This window comes from Robinsoniella peoriensis (genome assembly GCF_000797495.1).
GTDB lineage: Bacteria > Bacillota > Clostridia > Lachnospirales > Lachnospiraceae > Robinsoniella > Robinsoniella peoriensis.
The window spans coordinates 365,917-379,440 of record NZ_JTGN01000001.1 but is presented as its reverse complement, the minus strand read 5'-3'; the positions used below and the strand labels follow the sequence as shown (position 1 = coordinate 379,440).

15 protein-coding genes and 2 pseudogenes are annotated in these 13,524 nt (G+C 41.3%); 12 read left to right on the top strand and 5 right to left on the bottom strand.

The genetic code is table 11. The annotated features are described in order from the left end of the window. The first annotated feature begins 23 nt into the window (after positions 1–23). The 10 genes from QR40_RS01625 (at position 24) to QR40_RS01590 (ending at position 9,341) form a co-directional block, all read left to right on the top strand. Positions 24–1,502 carry a hypothetical protein gene (locus QR40_RS01625; RefSeq protein WP_044293058.1) on the top strand — a complete coding sequence of 493 codons (1,479 nt, stop codon included), beginning with the start codon at positions 24–26 and terminating at the stop codon, positions 1,500–1,502. Positions 1,503–1,529: 27 nt separating this feature from the next. After that, positions 1,530–2,324: a hypothetical protein gene (locus QR40_RS29385; RefSeq protein WP_027293608.1), complete on the top strand. Its 795-nt coding sequence runs from the start codon at positions 1,530–1,532 to the stop codon at positions 2,322–2,324. Positions 2,325–2,421: 97 nt separating this feature from the next. Then, positions 2,422–2,610 carry a hypothetical protein gene (locus tag QR40_RS31645; RefSeq protein WP_160295758.1) on the top strand — a complete coding sequence of 63 codons (189 nt, stop codon included), beginning with the start codon at positions 2,422–2,424 and terminating at the stop codon, positions 2,608–2,610. Next, positions 2,607–3,128, top strand: coding sequence for a hypothetical protein (locus QR40_RS01615; protein ID WP_027293609.1), 522 nt, complete (start codon positions 2,607–2,609; stop codon positions 3,126–3,128). Before QR40_RS31645 ends, QR40_RS01615 begins: the two co-directional genes overlap by 4 nt. 21 nt (positions 3,129–3,149) lie before the next feature. Next, positions 3,150–4,781 (top strand): InlB B-repeat-containing protein, encoded by a 1,632-nt coding sequence (locus tag QR40_RS01610; RefSeq protein WP_044293057.1) that lies wholly within the window; start codon positions 3,150–3,152, stop codon positions 4,779–4,781. Positions 4,782–4,812: 31 nt separating this feature from the next. Then, complete coding sequence (locus tag QR40_RS31640) at positions 4,813–4,986, top strand: hypothetical protein (RefSeq protein WP_160295757.1); 174 nt, start codon at positions 4,813–4,815, stop codon at positions 4,984–4,986. Positions 4,987–5,132: 146 nt separating this feature from the next. Beyond that, the gene (locus QR40_RS01605) at positions 5,133–6,002 is read left to right on the top strand and encodes a MerR family transcriptional regulator (protein ID WP_044293055.1); all 870 of its coding nucleotides are present in this window, start codon (positions 5,133–5,135) and stop codon (positions 6,000–6,002) included. Positions 6,003–6,152: 150 nt separating this feature from the next. After that, positions 6,153–7,034, top strand: a complete 882-nt coding sequence (locus QR40_RS01600; RefSeq protein WP_044293053.1) for a helix-turn-helix domain-containing protein — start codon at positions 6,153–6,155, stop codon at positions 7,032–7,034. A 131-nt stretch (positions 7,035–7,165) separates the two neighbouring features. Next, positions 7,166–8,089 (top strand): prenyltransferase/squalene oxidase repeat-containing protein, encoded by a 924-nt coding sequence (locus QR40_RS01595; RefSeq protein ID WP_044293052.1) that lies wholly within the window; start codon positions 7,166–7,168, stop codon positions 8,087–8,089. Positions 8,090–8,402: 313 nt separating this feature from the next. Then, on the top strand, positions 8,403–9,341 hold the full coding sequence (locus QR40_RS01590; RefSeq protein WP_044293051.1) for an amidohydrolase family protein: 939 nt from the start codon (positions 8,403–8,405) through the stop codon (positions 9,339–9,341). A gap of 19 nt (positions 9,342–9,360) precedes the next feature. On the opposite strand, the gene QR40_RS32170 is transcribed toward QR40_RS01590, so the two are convergent. Together QR40_RS32170 and QR40_RS32165 are read right to left on the bottom strand one after the other, a co-directional pair. Next, positions 9,361–9,561 carry a DUF554 family protein gene (locus tag QR40_RS32170; RefSeq protein WP_044293050.1) on the bottom strand — a complete coding sequence of 67 codons (201 nt, stop codon included), beginning with the start codon at positions 9,559–9,561 and terminating at the stop codon, positions 9,361–9,363. Continuing rightward, on the bottom strand, positions 9,551–9,838 hold the full coding sequence (locus QR40_RS32165) for a DUF554 family protein (protein WP_044293049.1): 288 nt from the start codon (positions 9,836–9,838) through the stop codon (positions 9,551–9,553). The genes QR40_RS32170 and QR40_RS32165 overlap by 11 nt, the downstream gene beginning before the upstream one ends. Before the next feature lie 306 nt (positions 9,839–10,144). Between QR40_RS32165 and QR40_RS33480 the strand changes: the two are divergent. Continuing rightward, positions 10,145–11,125, top strand: a pseudogene (locus QR40_RS33480) (serine hydrolase domain-containing protein); the annotation flags it as partial. Positions 11,126–11,840: 715 nt separating this feature from the next. Here QR40_RS33480 and QR40_RS33475 read toward each other — a convergent pair. Continuing rightward, on the bottom strand, positions 11,841–11,990 hold the full coding sequence (locus tag QR40_RS33475; protein ID WP_465231358.1) for a hypothetical protein: 150 nt from the start codon (positions 11,988–11,990) through the stop codon (positions 11,841–11,843). Here QR40_RS33475 and QR40_RS32930 point away from each other — a divergent pair. Further along, a pseudogene (locus QR40_RS32930) lies at positions 11,922–12,068 on the top strand (DUF6783 domain-containing protein); the annotation flags it as partial. The gene QR40_RS33475 and the pseudogene QR40_RS32930 sit on opposite strands and share 69 nt — an antisense overlap. A 43-nt stretch (positions 12,069–12,111) precedes the next feature. Here QR40_RS32930 and QR40_RS01570 read toward each other — a convergent pair. Then, positions 12,112–12,726, bottom strand: coding sequence for a hypothetical protein (locus QR40_RS01570; protein WP_044293046.1), 615 nt, complete (start codon positions 12,724–12,726; stop codon positions 12,112–12,114). Between the two features lie 107 nt (positions 12,727–12,833). Further along, positions 12,834–13,439 (bottom strand): TetR/AcrR family transcriptional regulator, encoded by a 606-nt coding sequence (locus QR40_RS29380; protein WP_052377756.1) that lies wholly within the window; start codon positions 13,437–13,439, stop codon positions 12,834–12,836. Positions 13,440–13,524 lie beyond the last annotated feature (85 nt).

Sequence of the window (13,524 nt, the reverse complement as noted above, 5' to 3'; positions counted from 1 at the left end):
TAATATAATGGAGAGGTGAAAAAATGCAAAAAAACACCGGTTACGTTGGTGGGTTTGCTGCGTTTAACAACGGGACGATTGAAAATTCTTACAGTTATATAAAACTCAATGCAAAAAAGCAGATGAGTGCAGGTTTTGCAGGGGAAAATGCAGGTATAATTCGAAAAAGCCTGGCTATGTGTAAAATCAATAAAACCATGACAGGTGGTTTTTCAGGCAACAACAATGCTGAGGATTCCTGCTATTTTTTTCACAGTGAAAAAGAGGGCAGCAAAAAGCTGCAAAAGTTATGTGATCCTCACCACGGTCAGCGGCTGAAAACCGTACAAAGTGAAAAAGAAGCACAGGAGCTTGGATTTGATACCGAAGTTGTATGGGAGTATACAGGAGCGGAACCGCTCCTTCGCTTCCAGGCAGAGCATTGGTTCTATGAGGTAGCCCAGTCAACAACGACGGCTGAAGATATTGTAAAAATATCCACACCGGAAGAACTTTTTGATTTGGCAAAAAAAATCAATGAGGGAGATAGAGCGCTGGCTTCGGCCTATATCCAACTGATCAACGATATTGATCTGGGTGGCAGGGAATGGACACCCATAGGCAGAGAACGAACTTTACCATTCCATGGGGTGTTTGACGGTGCCGGATATACCGTCAAAAACTTTGTAATAAAAAGCAAAGAGACAGAAAATAAAGGATTTTTTGGATTTCTAAATGGAGAGGTGTATAACCTCACAGTGGACTGCCATATCAAGGGTGGGAATGTGGCAGGCGGTATCGCCGCAATATGTGAGGCTGATGCTGTTATCGGCTGTTGTGCCGCAATCATAGAGCTCAGCGGCAAAAAGGGAAGCTACGGTGGTCTCGCAGGAAGAAACAGCGGCAGAATTTTCCACAGCTATGCAGCGGGAAAGATTACCTTTCTTGTGATTCCATGGATTTTCGGATTGCCAGTTTTACTGCTTCTGCTTTTCCTGTTATTCTTCATTAAGAATCCAATCATTTTACCAAGTTTTGCTCCGGTACCATATGATCCAGACCAGGATCCCATACCGGGAGAAACCATTGAGCCTAATGCAGATGGAAATTTTGCGTCTTTCCAGTTTGAAGAACATATAGATGTAGACCTTGCTACGGGGCTATGTAAATTCGGATTCAAGAATCCGGGTAACTCCAATCACAATATTGTGATCCAACTGCAGTTTACCGATGAGCAGGCGATTCGTATTATGGGCAGTACCGGCAGGTCTGAGGAAGACCAAAAGAAATTAGATGATAATCCTGACTATGACCCGGCAGTTAACCGCATGATTATTGCGGAATCGGGTGCCATCCAGATCGGGTATCAGCTTGAAAACCTCAGGCTTGTAGAACAACCAAACGGCGCAGCTATCCCGCCAGGAGAATATAACGCGATAGTGTATCTGATGTTTTATGACATCGAAACCAACGAACGGGCAATGCTGGAATCGCAGCTTCCAGTTGTCATATCCGTCCACTAAAATTAAATTTATTTAGGAGGAATCATTATGTTAAAAAAATTAGCAAAAATTGCAATTATTACATGTTTAACAGCTTCTATGAGCATTACTGCATTTGCAGCTACAGGAGCAGAGGCCACCTCTCCGGCAGGTTCTGGTGAGGCAGGGGCAAGTACAGGTGCAGGCACAATTTCTAAAGCATCAGGTGCTGCTGACTTTACGACGGATGACGGTTTTGACGGTGAAGCAGCTGACAATACCGACATTAATGTATGGGCTAAAGTAACGGATAAAGGGACCATTGTTTACAAAGTTGATTTGGCTTGGGGAGCTATGAAGTTTGAGTACACCAGCGGAAGCGGAGTTTGGGATCCAGACACTCATACATATAACGGCGGGGCAGGTCAGGCTGAGTGGACTGAGACAGGATATCTTGATGGGACGAACAATAAACTGGATATAACCAATCACTCTAATGGAGGTATTGATGCAGGACTTGCTTTTTCACTTGCAGGAACACCATTTAATGCCAGCTCTATAAGTGACAATGCAGTTGTAGGTAATTTCTTTGCTACAAATGCAAATGCAGTTACCGCTTCCCAAAAATTGACTGGCACCTATAGTGCTGGAACAGTGTCTGCAGTAACAAACAGCATTGATAAGGTTCAGCTTCCAACTGCTGACAACAGTGGATCAGCTGCAGCAGGTACAGAGACAAAGGCCGAAGCATATTTTGCATTCAGCGGAACACCGGATGAGGGCAAAGGTGCAGAACTTGATAATTTCAAGAAGGTTGGCGTGATCACGGTTACCATCGCTCCCACACCAGCACAGGTTCCGTAAACAAACGATATAGTATGTATAAAAGAACGTTTGCCTTTAATATGATCATATTTTAAACGTGCTTTAGCACTGCTTTCCCTCTTGCGTATTGGACGGCGTGAGAACGAAAGCGGCATACGCTGCCTGTGACAGGGAAGGCGTGACAAAGTATAGGGATATTAGCTGCAATAAGGGCATGGCTCCGGCAAGAGTCGGGGCCCGTTTTTATAAGGGCATTGTCGGTGGCAGCAGTGCATTTATAAAAGCGAATAGAGCAAAGCAGCATAAGAGAGGGGGGACGGGATGAAAATGCGTGAACAGGCTTTACGACCAAAAACAAGACATATTCAAAACAAAATAATTAAAATCAGCCTTATTGTGCTGGTTCTTTTATGCATAGGAGTGGTTGTTTATAACCGAAACTACAAGCCCGTTTTTGTTCCGCCGGATTTTGATCCGGCGGCTCAGGCAGGGGTGCCGGCACCTCCTAACAACATGAGTTACGGAGGAATCGAAGCTCCACAGGCATTCAAATTTTATATATCGGGAACCCTGTTTCAGCAGGAAGACGGAACGGTGCTGCAGTATCTGACCAATCCGGAAGACAGCGGGGTCAATCTGCTGTGTGAAATTGTAGATAAAAATGGTGAGGTGCTTTATAAAAGCGGACTGATTCAGCCGGGCTATTATCTGGAACGGCTGGATCCTATAAAGAAAATAAAAAATGAAGCGATTGAAGTGGATGTAAAAGTATATGCTTATGAACCAGAAACTTATTATAGTAAGGGAGTGATTTCTCTGGGTAATACACTGCAGCCATGGTAAACAGCAAGAAAGGGGAATCCTATGAAAGTCTACTTCAGGCGGCTGTCGTTGGCTTTGATTTTAGCAGGGTGTTTTTTTACCTCTGTTACTGTATTGGCAGCAGGTGACAATCGTGTGCACATTTATCTAAGACCTATGGGCGGTGGAGCCGGTACATCAGAAATCTATGTACCATATGGAGAGAACATGCCCCAAATAGAAATCCCGGTCAGACGAGGATATTCGTTCCAGGGATATTATGAAAAGGCGAATGGTCAGGGGAAAAGATATTATGATGAGTCGGGTAAGGCTCTAAATTCCTGTGATTTTTTAGAGACGTCTGCTGTCTATGCAGCGTGGCAGGTCAGAACCTATAAGATAATATATGAAAATATGGAACAGGCATCCTCTGGAACAGACAATCCTATTACGCATACTTATGGAAAGACCACTGCAGTATCAGATCCTGCCAGAGAAGGTTACGAGTTCTTTGGATGGAGAATCAACAACAGTCTGACTGCATCAAAAGGTCTGGTTATAGGTGCTGTATCATACGATACAGCTCTCGTTTTGTCAGCTACGTGGAACCGGTCGAAACAGGTTACGGTTGTGGATAATGCCACAGAAACGGTTGTAATGGACAGCAATGATTTGCGAAGGGTCTATGAGCAGCAGGTGGAGGATGCCAGAAACGGTGTTACGGCAGACGATATGGATAGTGATGAAATAATTCTGACCATGTCAGCCCGTGATGCCGGAGAATTGGATGAGGGGGCTTCTGATATTATTCAACTGGCTCAGGGAGAAGTGATTAAGTTTTATGATTTCAGTGTGACGAAATCGGTAAAAAAACAGTCGGACAGTAAGGCAATCGTAACCGGGCTGAATCAGATACCAAATACCGTGCAAGTACAGATTACGCTTTCTCCGGAGATTGGCCAAAGGAGCGGATACAGAGTATACCGCTATCACAACGGTGCAGCCGAGTTGATTCCAGACGGGCCGGTGGCTGATCCTACCGACCAGACCGAATACTTTGAGTATGCAAAAGACAGTCAAAGCGGGGAAACCATTCTTACCATACATACGAGACGTCTGTCTACTTATGCCGTTGTGGGGAACAGTAAGATATTACCGGATCAGACCACACAGCTGACATCGGGAGGAACAGCCGAGTTGGATGTACAGACCAGAGTACTGGAAGGCGGTGATGGTGCCGTTTATAAAGTTGATATTACCTGGGGCGGCATGGAATTTGAATACTCGATCGGGAAGATGTGGGATCCGGATGAACACCGCTATTCCAGCATTGTGTATGACTGGCTGCCCCACGGATTTGATGGCAGTAATAACAGAGTTACGGTCTGCAATCATTCCAATGCGGATGTTATGGTTGATATAGTGACGCTGCCCTATGAGTTACCTGGGGTTGATATACTGCTCAACCGGGAAAATGCAGTTCAAAGTACACCGGCCACGGCGCTGCTGCTATCCAGAGTACCGGCGGAGTCGGAACCGGCACCTGCCGTGAGCGGTTATCTGAGACTGGTAGGCACACCCAGCAATCTGGAATTTGAAACTTCAGGAAGTCCCAATGAAAACGGATATATTAAAATAGCAAATGTTGCAGTGACCATTACCTATAAGGGAGGTCCCCGCACACCAAAGAACTGAACAGAGATGTCTTTGAGGCGCTGCGTATTTTGTGACGTTTCTAAGGCATCTTTTTGATTTTGTGCTCAGTGATTCACTGGGAGTGGATTTCATACTGGAAACAGTTAAGAAGCTGATTGAGGAGCATGGCATCTCACTGCATGCAAGTACCATTGTCCATTTGGGTCAGGCGGAAGGTTCTGCTTTTACTGAAGGAGGAAGATAAGCGTCCGGTTATCCTGATTAATTCAAAAATAGTGTTGACTTTCACGCAACGTGATAGTGTAATATTAAGATAAGAATAGAGAGAAATATTCGCCGGCAAATTATTTCTATACTATTTCTTAATTATTTCCAGGAGTTGATATAACTATGAGAACGATAAGCCAGATTGCTAAATTGACAGGAGTAAGTATACGCACATTGCAGTACTATGATGAAATTGGACTTTTAAAGCCAAGCGAAGTAACATCATCCGGTTATCGGTTATATAATAATGATGCTTTAGAGCGATTACAACAAATTTTATTTTTTAAAGAAATGGATTTTAAGTTAAGGGAAATCAAAGAATTTGTAGAAGATCCCGGGTTTGACAAAATCGAAGCGTATAAAAAACAAAAGAAATTACTAAGTTTAAAACGTAATCGGCTGGACAAACTGATAGAACTTCTGGGTAAACTGGAGAAAGGGGAACAGTGTATGAGTTTTAAAGAATTTGATTTGAGTGAATATATAGATGCCTTGGAGCAGTTTAAAAAAGAAAAGACAGAGGAGGTTATTAAATATTGGGGCAGTTTGGAAAAGTTTAATGAGTTCATTCAAAAAGTGAAAGACGACCAGACAACCTTAGCCCCGATAGCAATTAAACAATTTGGAAGTGTTGAAAAATATACGGAAGCGATGAAATACAACCTGGAGCATTTTTCAGAAATAATGGAGCAAATGAAAGTACTTGAGGAAAAGAAAGATGACATTCTGAAAACAAATAATGATTTATATGAAAAATTGACCGCAGACTTAACCAAAGATCCGGCTTGTGATGAAATACAGGACATACTTTGTGAAATCATGGATATGTTCAAGGTGACTGGTTTTGAGGTAGATATGGGCGAAGGATATTGGGATATGGTGATAGAAAGTTATTCACAGGATGCCATAAGAAAAATTACAGATGATAAATATGGAGCAGGTGCATCCGATTTTATTGTTAAAGCAATGCAGAGTCATCTTCATAAGCAGTAATCAGCTCTTTTATTTACCTTCAAGTAAAACACTTTTTAGTTTATCAGGTGTGGCTAATGTGGTAATATATATACCAGGTATGTTCATTATCGTCATAAAATTCTGGACATAACATGTTCCAATATATTTGCGTATGAGACAAGGAGAAAAATGGAATTTTATCAAATATATAAACCATTAACAGCCACCCCTTTCAAAAAGGATGAAACATATATTGAAATAGAGCCTTGTGATGCTTTAAAACCCTATATCAGGTGCTTTTGGGGGACAGAGAGACCGATTATACAGCCAAAAAGCGATATGGCTGTCAGCAGCATCGTGACACCCGATACATGTATGGATATTATGTTTGACATAGATTATACAGATAATAAACTTAAAAATAACTTTTCCGGGATAAATAACAGTTCTTTTCAAATATGTTCACAGCCTGGTACTGAAAAACGAATATCTAAATTTGCAATTCGTTTTTATGCCTGGGCAGTAATTTTATTTTCCGAAGAGTCTATGGTTGATGCTAAAAATATGTTTTGTGATGTAGGATACTACTTTTCTAAATTAAAGAAATTACTGGAAAACAGATTGTTTGACACAGACAGCCTGACGCAGCGCAAAGCGATTGCAGAAAATTATCTGCTGGAAAATTACCATCCGGAACGCATAAATCATATCGTCACAGATGCATTATTTGAAATTTTCCTGAATAAAGGAAATATAAAGACCTTGCAGCTTGCCAGAGAAGTTCATATCAGCAGCAGACAGTTAGAACGGTTATTCAAAGAGAATATCGGAATATCCCCAAAACAATTATCTTCTATAATCCGGTATCAATATTTGTGGAATGATATAGTGAAATACAGAAAATTTGATGTATTACATGCCCTTTCTAAATATCATTATACGGATCAGTCTCATTTACTGCATGATTTTAAACGTTTTCACTCTATGTCAATTCAGGAGGCCAAAAATCTCGCATTAAAGGATGTCGCTTTTTTACAAGAAAATGAGAATGGAATAAAATATAATATATAGAGGTAAGAGGCGCATCAGCAAATGTCTGAGAACCAGATGTAACTTTGTAACTATACAACAGATGTACAGCCCTGGTTGAATTGGGACAGGCACCACCGCAGGCAGGCCTGTGATATGCAGGAGGTATAAATATGAAGAAAGCAGATAAGAATCACATAGAAGTATGGATGCATAGAAATGCAAGGGAACTGGAAATGACAAGATGGAATTATTATTTTGCAAACGGTAGTAAGGAAGAGATAGTAAATGCAATTATGTATTTTCAAAATGAGGATGGTGGTTTTGGGAATGGGATTGACCCGGACAACTGGAATACCAACTCCTTACCTTATGGGACATATTATGTTTTGGAGATACTGAAGGAAATCGAGTTTGATGATATCCAGCATCCAATTTATGCAGGTATTATAAAGTATCTGGAATGCCACAGTAATTTTCCGGATGGATGGATTTTTACAGTTCCTTCCAACGAGGAATATCCACATGCCAGTTTCTATAATTATGATGATGCATATAACAAAATAGAAAGCAGAGGGATTGCTTTAAGGTTTTGTGCATTTATCATTGAACACTATCCGGAATCGTCCATTTATGCACAGGTTTTGGAAATGACAAAAAGATTGATCGATGGATTGACTGATGAAAATCTGGGAGACATGGGCCCCAATGGATATATATCCTTAGTAAGTGCAATGAAAAATGTGCAATTAGATCGATATGATTATGACAGATTAGAAAACAGACTGAAAGAAGTAGTGAATAAATCTATTCAGAGAGATCCTGCGCAGTGGCCATCTTATGGTTATCGACCATCAGATTATATAAAATCCAAAGATAGTATATTTTATTTAGATAATAAGGATATTGTGGAAACAGAACTGGATTTTCTGGTAGATACACTGCCGCAGAATGATGTATGGCCAATATCCTGGTCCTGGTTTGAAAACTATGAAAAATACCCAAAAGAATTTGCAGTCAGTGAAAATTGGGCAAAAGCTTATAAAGCTATAGAAAAAACAATGTTTCTGAAAAGATTCGGCAGATTGAATCAGTAAAATACAAGGTCATAATATAACGAACAGTGAGGTGGCAGAAGCTGCCTCACTGTTCGTTATGGGCGTTGTTATAAGGATAAGCAGCAGTTTTTTCTGTCTCTGTTTTTGCAAGATTGTTAAGCGAAAAAGTTGATGGAAAGAAAAATATATGAAAAAGTTGATGGAAAGAAAAATATGTATGTAAAAAAGTTAGTGGGAAGAGCATAAATGTATAAATCGGATGGTGGCAGTACAAGATATACAGTAAGTATATTATGTATTATGAAAGGATGATACTGTCTGATAAATTTATCTGCCGGTATCCTTAGGATTGATGAGAACAAGAATTATAGATTTCCATACACATTTAGGTGACATCTTTCATGAGAATAAGAATATAAGCTTTAAAGCACCACAGCATTTACCAAAATATAAGGACCCTTTCAAAGAACTGGGAGAAGGAGGTTACCAGGCACCGCTTATCGCAGATGATCCGGATGCCTTAAATACTTTAATTGATGCAGGACAATTCCGTATCTGGGAAAAAGGGAGTTTACAGTCTGTCCGGGAGGAGATAGAACGTAATCGAATGGATTATATGGTATCTCTGCCGGTTCTTCCCAATACCAGTTTTGAAGAAACGCTTGCAGCATCAAAACTAGAGCCCAAAATTCTTCCATTTACCAGCCCGGATTTCTCTCTTCCAGTGAAAGAAATGCAGGAAAAACTAAGAGAGGATATCAGGATGGGAGCAAGGGGATTAAAACTTCATCCGATTCTGCAAAACGTAAAATTAACGGATAAGCGGACCTATGCTGCGGTTGAGGTTTTTGGAGATTTAAAGCTTCCGGTAACTGCACATTGCGGGGTAAATGATTATTATAAACCGGGCAGTCCCTATCAGAATATTGCACCAAAGGAGTATGGAGCCCTTCATTATATGCTTGCGCTGATTGAACGGTATCCCCAGTATATTTTAATTCCGGCTCATGCGGGTGGAGAATGTGGAAAAGAGTATCTGGAACTGGCGGATGCAGTTAGAAAACATAAATGGAAGCATGTATATACCGACACCTCGTTTAAGGGAACTGAGGTTATAAAAGAATTAGTTGAATTGATGGGAGAGGACAAGATTCTGTTTGGGACGGATTATCCGTTTGGTGAAGCAGAATCCTCGATTGCACTTTGCAAGGAAGCGTTTTCCGGTAAAGAAGATGCTGCGGATAAAGTTTTTTACCGGAATGCCGCTGCGCTTTTAGGTATCATGGCATAAGTTTTTCTCGGGTTTGGAATTAGGAAATGACTGCATAAAGGACTGGGATAATTAAGGCGGGCAGCATATTGCCCACCCGGAATTTCTTGCCAAATGCAATATTAATTCCTACGCAGAATATCAGTGCGGATCCAATATACGAAAGATTGGCAATCAGTTCTTCTGCTACAAAATATCCCGCGAAGTGCGCCACCAGTGTGATGCATCCTTCATATACCAAAATGGCAAGTGCAGAACAAATTAATGATTTCCCCGAACAGGCAGCCAAGAACCAGGGAAAAGATCAGCAACATGCTTCCTTTGGTTTCGATCATGCCGTTTTGAAACTGCAGCATTCCCTGTAATGTGCCGCTGATACCTATGAATATGGTAGCAACTCCGCAGGCACACATGAGAGAAGCCTGCAGTTCTTTTTTTATACCCTTGTGCAGGAAAATGCCGATTCCGCTTCCGGCAATGACGGCGATGGTGTTGATTAGTGTACCGGTACCAAACATGAAAGTAATCCTCCAGCTTCTATAAATGTCATAAGGAAGATTATAACATCAGTTATGGTGTTTGGAAAATATTTTTTAGAATATGCATATAAAAATTTTATAGTTTCTTTTGGAAAATATTATTTTTGAAGGTGGTATATAAGGTTTATCCATACTATAATCATAGAGTAGGTAACTTAGTGAATTGTTGTGCAATGCTTACTTAGCAGCATTTAAGAGATAGAGTCTGTTTGAAAAATTGCCCGAATTGAAACGGAATTTTATAACCGGGATTTTCAGACACACTCTGAAACGGAGGGATACATAATGACGAAAGAACAGATGGCTGTATTTGAACTAATCTGGAATTTAATAAATGGAAAAACTGATCGTAGTAAAGTTGAATTTGCTCCGCAGAAGATACCTTTTTCAGGGGAAGCACCCTATGAACAGGCATTTCAGAGGGCAATTCCGGAAACACAGGGAATTTCATCTGCAATGATTGGGGATCTGCTGGAGGAACTGGCAGGAAATGACGGGATCAATATGCATCATATTATGATACTGCGAAATGGTTATGTCATAGGAGAGGCCAGTTTTGCACCCTACATTCAGGGGATGTGGCATATCACTCACTCCATGTGCAAGAGCATTACCGGAATGGCAGTGGGAATGCTGATTGCAGAAGGCAGGCTGGAATTGGATGACCGGGTTCACGATATTTTCGAGAAGAAAAATATACTGGGATTATTCCGTCAGAAAAATATTACGGTTCGCAATCTGCTCACTATGTCCAGCGGTGTTGTCTACAATGAGGCTGGGGCACTGGCTGGAAATGAATGGGCGAAAAGTTTTCTGGAGTCTTCCGTAAAAGGAACACCGGGTACAGTGTTTGACTATAACAGTATGAATACTTATATGCTGTCCGCCATTGTGACGGAAATAACGGGGGAGACACTGACGGAATATCTGACGCCGCGACTTTTTGAACCACTGGGAATTACAAAGTTTTTCTGGGAAACCTGTCCGAAAGGGATAACGAAGGGGGGCTGGGGACTTTTCCTCATGCCGGAGGATGCTGCCAAGCTTGGACAGTTGTACCTTCAGGAGGGCAAATGGAATGACCGCCAGATAATTCCGGCTGCCTGGGTGGAGGAATCTACAACGAAACAGGTAGATACGCCGCCGGAAAAAGGTGGTTATGGATATGGTTATCAGATATGGATGGGAGGGAGACCGGGAAGTTTTCTCTTTAATGGGATGCTGGGACAGAATGTGATAGTTTATCCGGATCTTCAAATGGTGATTGTAGTCCATGCGGGAAGCAGGGAACTCTTCCAGAAATCTACACTAATGGATGTGATTGGCAGGTATTTTGAAAATGATTTTACCCCGGCTGAGAATAAGGTAAGCGTCACTGCAGAAGAAAATGCCAATTATTCCAGACTTTTAAGTATCCGCAAGTCACTGGGAGGAGCAGGAACGGATCTTCCGCTGATTGAAAAAGGTGGATGGAAACACCGCCGTATACAGAAGCAGAGAAGACTGCCAAGGCAGAAGCTTGCACAGGATGACAGACAATGGGCAGCCGGCAGAGTTTACGGGATGGAACAAAAACATGTGGGACTGGCGCCGTTAATCATTCAGGTGATGCATAATAACTATTCTGAGGGCATTACGCAGATGGGATTTTCCCTGGATAATGGGAAATTTTATTTGGAAATACAAGAGGGTTCTGACAGCCATAAGATTGAAATCGGGTTTCATGGGGCCAGAACCACGGCGGTAAAGTTCCATGAAGAAGAGTATCTGGTTGGGGCAGAAGGCAGATTTACAACAGATGAAGAAAACCGCAGGGTATTGCGGATCTGGATTACCTTTTTAGAAGAAGCAGTAAGGCGGGAAGTGAAATTTTACTTTCAGGACGAAGAAGTGGAAATTCGCTGGGATGAAGCGCCGGGTAAAGATGTCATTTTAAAAGGCCTGGATTCATTTGCAGCTATGCCTGCAGATAATCTGATAATTAATAATCTGAGAGGGATGGTAAATCCGGAATTGTTTTATTATCTGATCGGACGGACCATTCAGCCTGTGGTGAAAGGACATTTGTTACAGACGGAGTCTGGATGCTAGCACTACAGCGTGTCTGAAAGTTCATTCCCGCCATCTGCACGAACCACTTTACGGCATATTTGCCCCGGATTCAGGTTACGTAGCCCTCTACGCGCCCTTCATCCGGGATAAATATCCCACAAACTGTGACGATGCTGCGATTTTGATATCAGGGAAAGTAGTTATACCGGATTATTCAGTTGGTACCGGATCATTCCGCCCTTTTCTTCATAGCCGGTATGCCATAACTCACGGAGGGAAAAAACAGTTGCTTTACCATAGGAAGCAGCTGTTACCAGTACATCGGATTCCGACTGTTCATATCCAACAAGCAAAAACCAGTGCCAGGAAAAATCTTTAAATTTACAGTCTGTATGCTTCAGCATAAGATAGGGAATAGGGTATCCCTGATCTATAAGGGCAATAATAAAAGAAGCTGCTTCGTCATAAGAATGATCTCCGGAAAATCCTTCCATGGAGATAAAATCTCCTTTTCCCAGACTTTGCAGGTATTTACAAAGACCGTCCATATAAATTGTCAGTTTTTTTATACCTCCGGCTCTTGGACGAAGATAAGGTTTCATCTTCATGGCAAAAGCTTCATAGTCTTCTTTGGTTATATGGCTCACATCAAAGGGATAGAGATCCCTGACATCCCGGTGCAGTGCGAAATAAATGCAGCTGTCACAGGCTGTAGCAGCAGCACATCCGCCCATGTGCATGAGAAAATTGTGGAACCAGTCCTGGTTACCGCCAAAAGAGTCTCCAATATTAAAATAGGGCAGTTCTTTTTTCATAGCAGTCATCCCTCCTCTTTCCATTGTAGAATGAATTTTCTAACATCTTTAGTATAGGATATACTGTTTTTCATATTTTAGTTCTCAATAAATGTTTTTTAGAGTATTTAAGTTATTATAACAAAAACCAGTGTTTTTATGATTTCCTGCTTCAATACATCGTAGTCGATATAGGAATGCTTATGAAATGCTTTTTCATGGCAGTATGCTTCTACCAGGTTATAGGCAATATGGATCTTTTCATCCGGATCTTTCAGATTCAGGTTACTTTTTTTCGCTGCGGCAACAAAGAGCTGCATGATCTGATCCTCTAATGACATCCAAAGGCTGGCTTTTTCCTCATCAGAACTAAGCAGCGTATTCAGGTCATTATGAAGAATACCGAGACCTTCATGAATTTCACTGAGTTCATCTAGTAATTTATCGAGAAAAGAAATGAAGTTTGTCTGATCTATATTTTTTTCTACAAATTCACGAACCAGCGGTTTAAAGCTTTGATCTACAATCTGGTTCATTATTTCCAACACAAGATCCATTTTATTTTCAAAATAACGGTAAAAGATGCCGGTGGATACGCCAGCCTCTTTGGCTATGTCAACAGCATTTACATGATAGTATCCACGTTCACGCATCAGATCCAGCCCGGCCTTCATTAAACGATTTTTTTTATCAATAGAACGTTGCTGGACAGGGGTTTTAATTACATCACTCATTTAACAAAGCCTCTCTTTACAAGATAATATGGTACTTCTGTATAGTATAACCGCTTAAGAACAGGTTGTCAAATAAGGTGAAAAA

What these genes read in the sequence shown, in the direction of transcription:
- QR40_RS29385 (WP_027293608.1), top strand. Translation starts at nt 1,530, where the DNA reads ATGTTAAAAAAATTAGCAAAAATTGCAATTATTACATGTTTAACAGCT.
- QR40_RS01605 (WP_044293055.1), top strand. Translation starts at nt 5,133, where the DNA reads ATGAGAACGATAAGCCAGATTGCTAAATTGACAGGAGTAAGTATACGC.
- QR40_RS01600 (WP_044293053.1), top strand. Translation starts at nt 6,153, where the DNA reads ATGGAATTTTATCAAATATATAAACCATTAACAGCCACCCCTTTCAAA.
- QR40_RS01615 (WP_027293609.1), top strand. Translation starts at nt 2,607, where the DNA reads ATGAAAATGCGTGAACAGGCTTTACGACCAAAAACAAGACATATTCAA.
- QR40_RS01610 (WP_044293057.1), top strand. Translation starts at nt 3,150, where the DNA reads ATGAAAGTCTACTTCAGGCGGCTGTCGTTGGCTTTGATTTTAGCAGGG.
- QR40_RS01625 (WP_044293058.1), top strand. Translation starts at nt 24, where the DNA reads ATGCAAAAAAACACCGGTTACGTTGGTGGGTTTGCTGCGTTTAACAAC.
- QR40_RS32165 (WP_044293049.1), bottom strand. Translation starts at nt 9,838, where the DNA reads ATGTTTGGTACCGGTACACTAATCAACACCATCGCCGTCATTGCCGGA.
- QR40_RS29380 (WP_052377756.1), bottom strand. Translation starts at nt 13,439, where the DNA reads ATGAGTGATGTAATTAAAACCCCTGTCCAGCAACGTTCTATTGATAAA.
- QR40_RS01595 (WP_044293052.1), top strand. Translation starts at nt 7,166, where the DNA reads ATGAAGAAAGCAGATAAGAATCACATAGAAGTATGGATGCATAGAAAT.
- QR40_RS01570 (WP_044293046.1), bottom strand. Translation starts at nt 12,726, where the DNA reads ATGAAAAAAGAACTGCCCTATTTTAATATTGGAGACTCTTTTGGCGGT.
- QR40_RS01590 (WP_044293051.1), top strand. Translation starts at nt 8,403, where the DNA reads ATGAGAACAAGAATTATAGATTTCCATACACATTTAGGTGACATCTTT.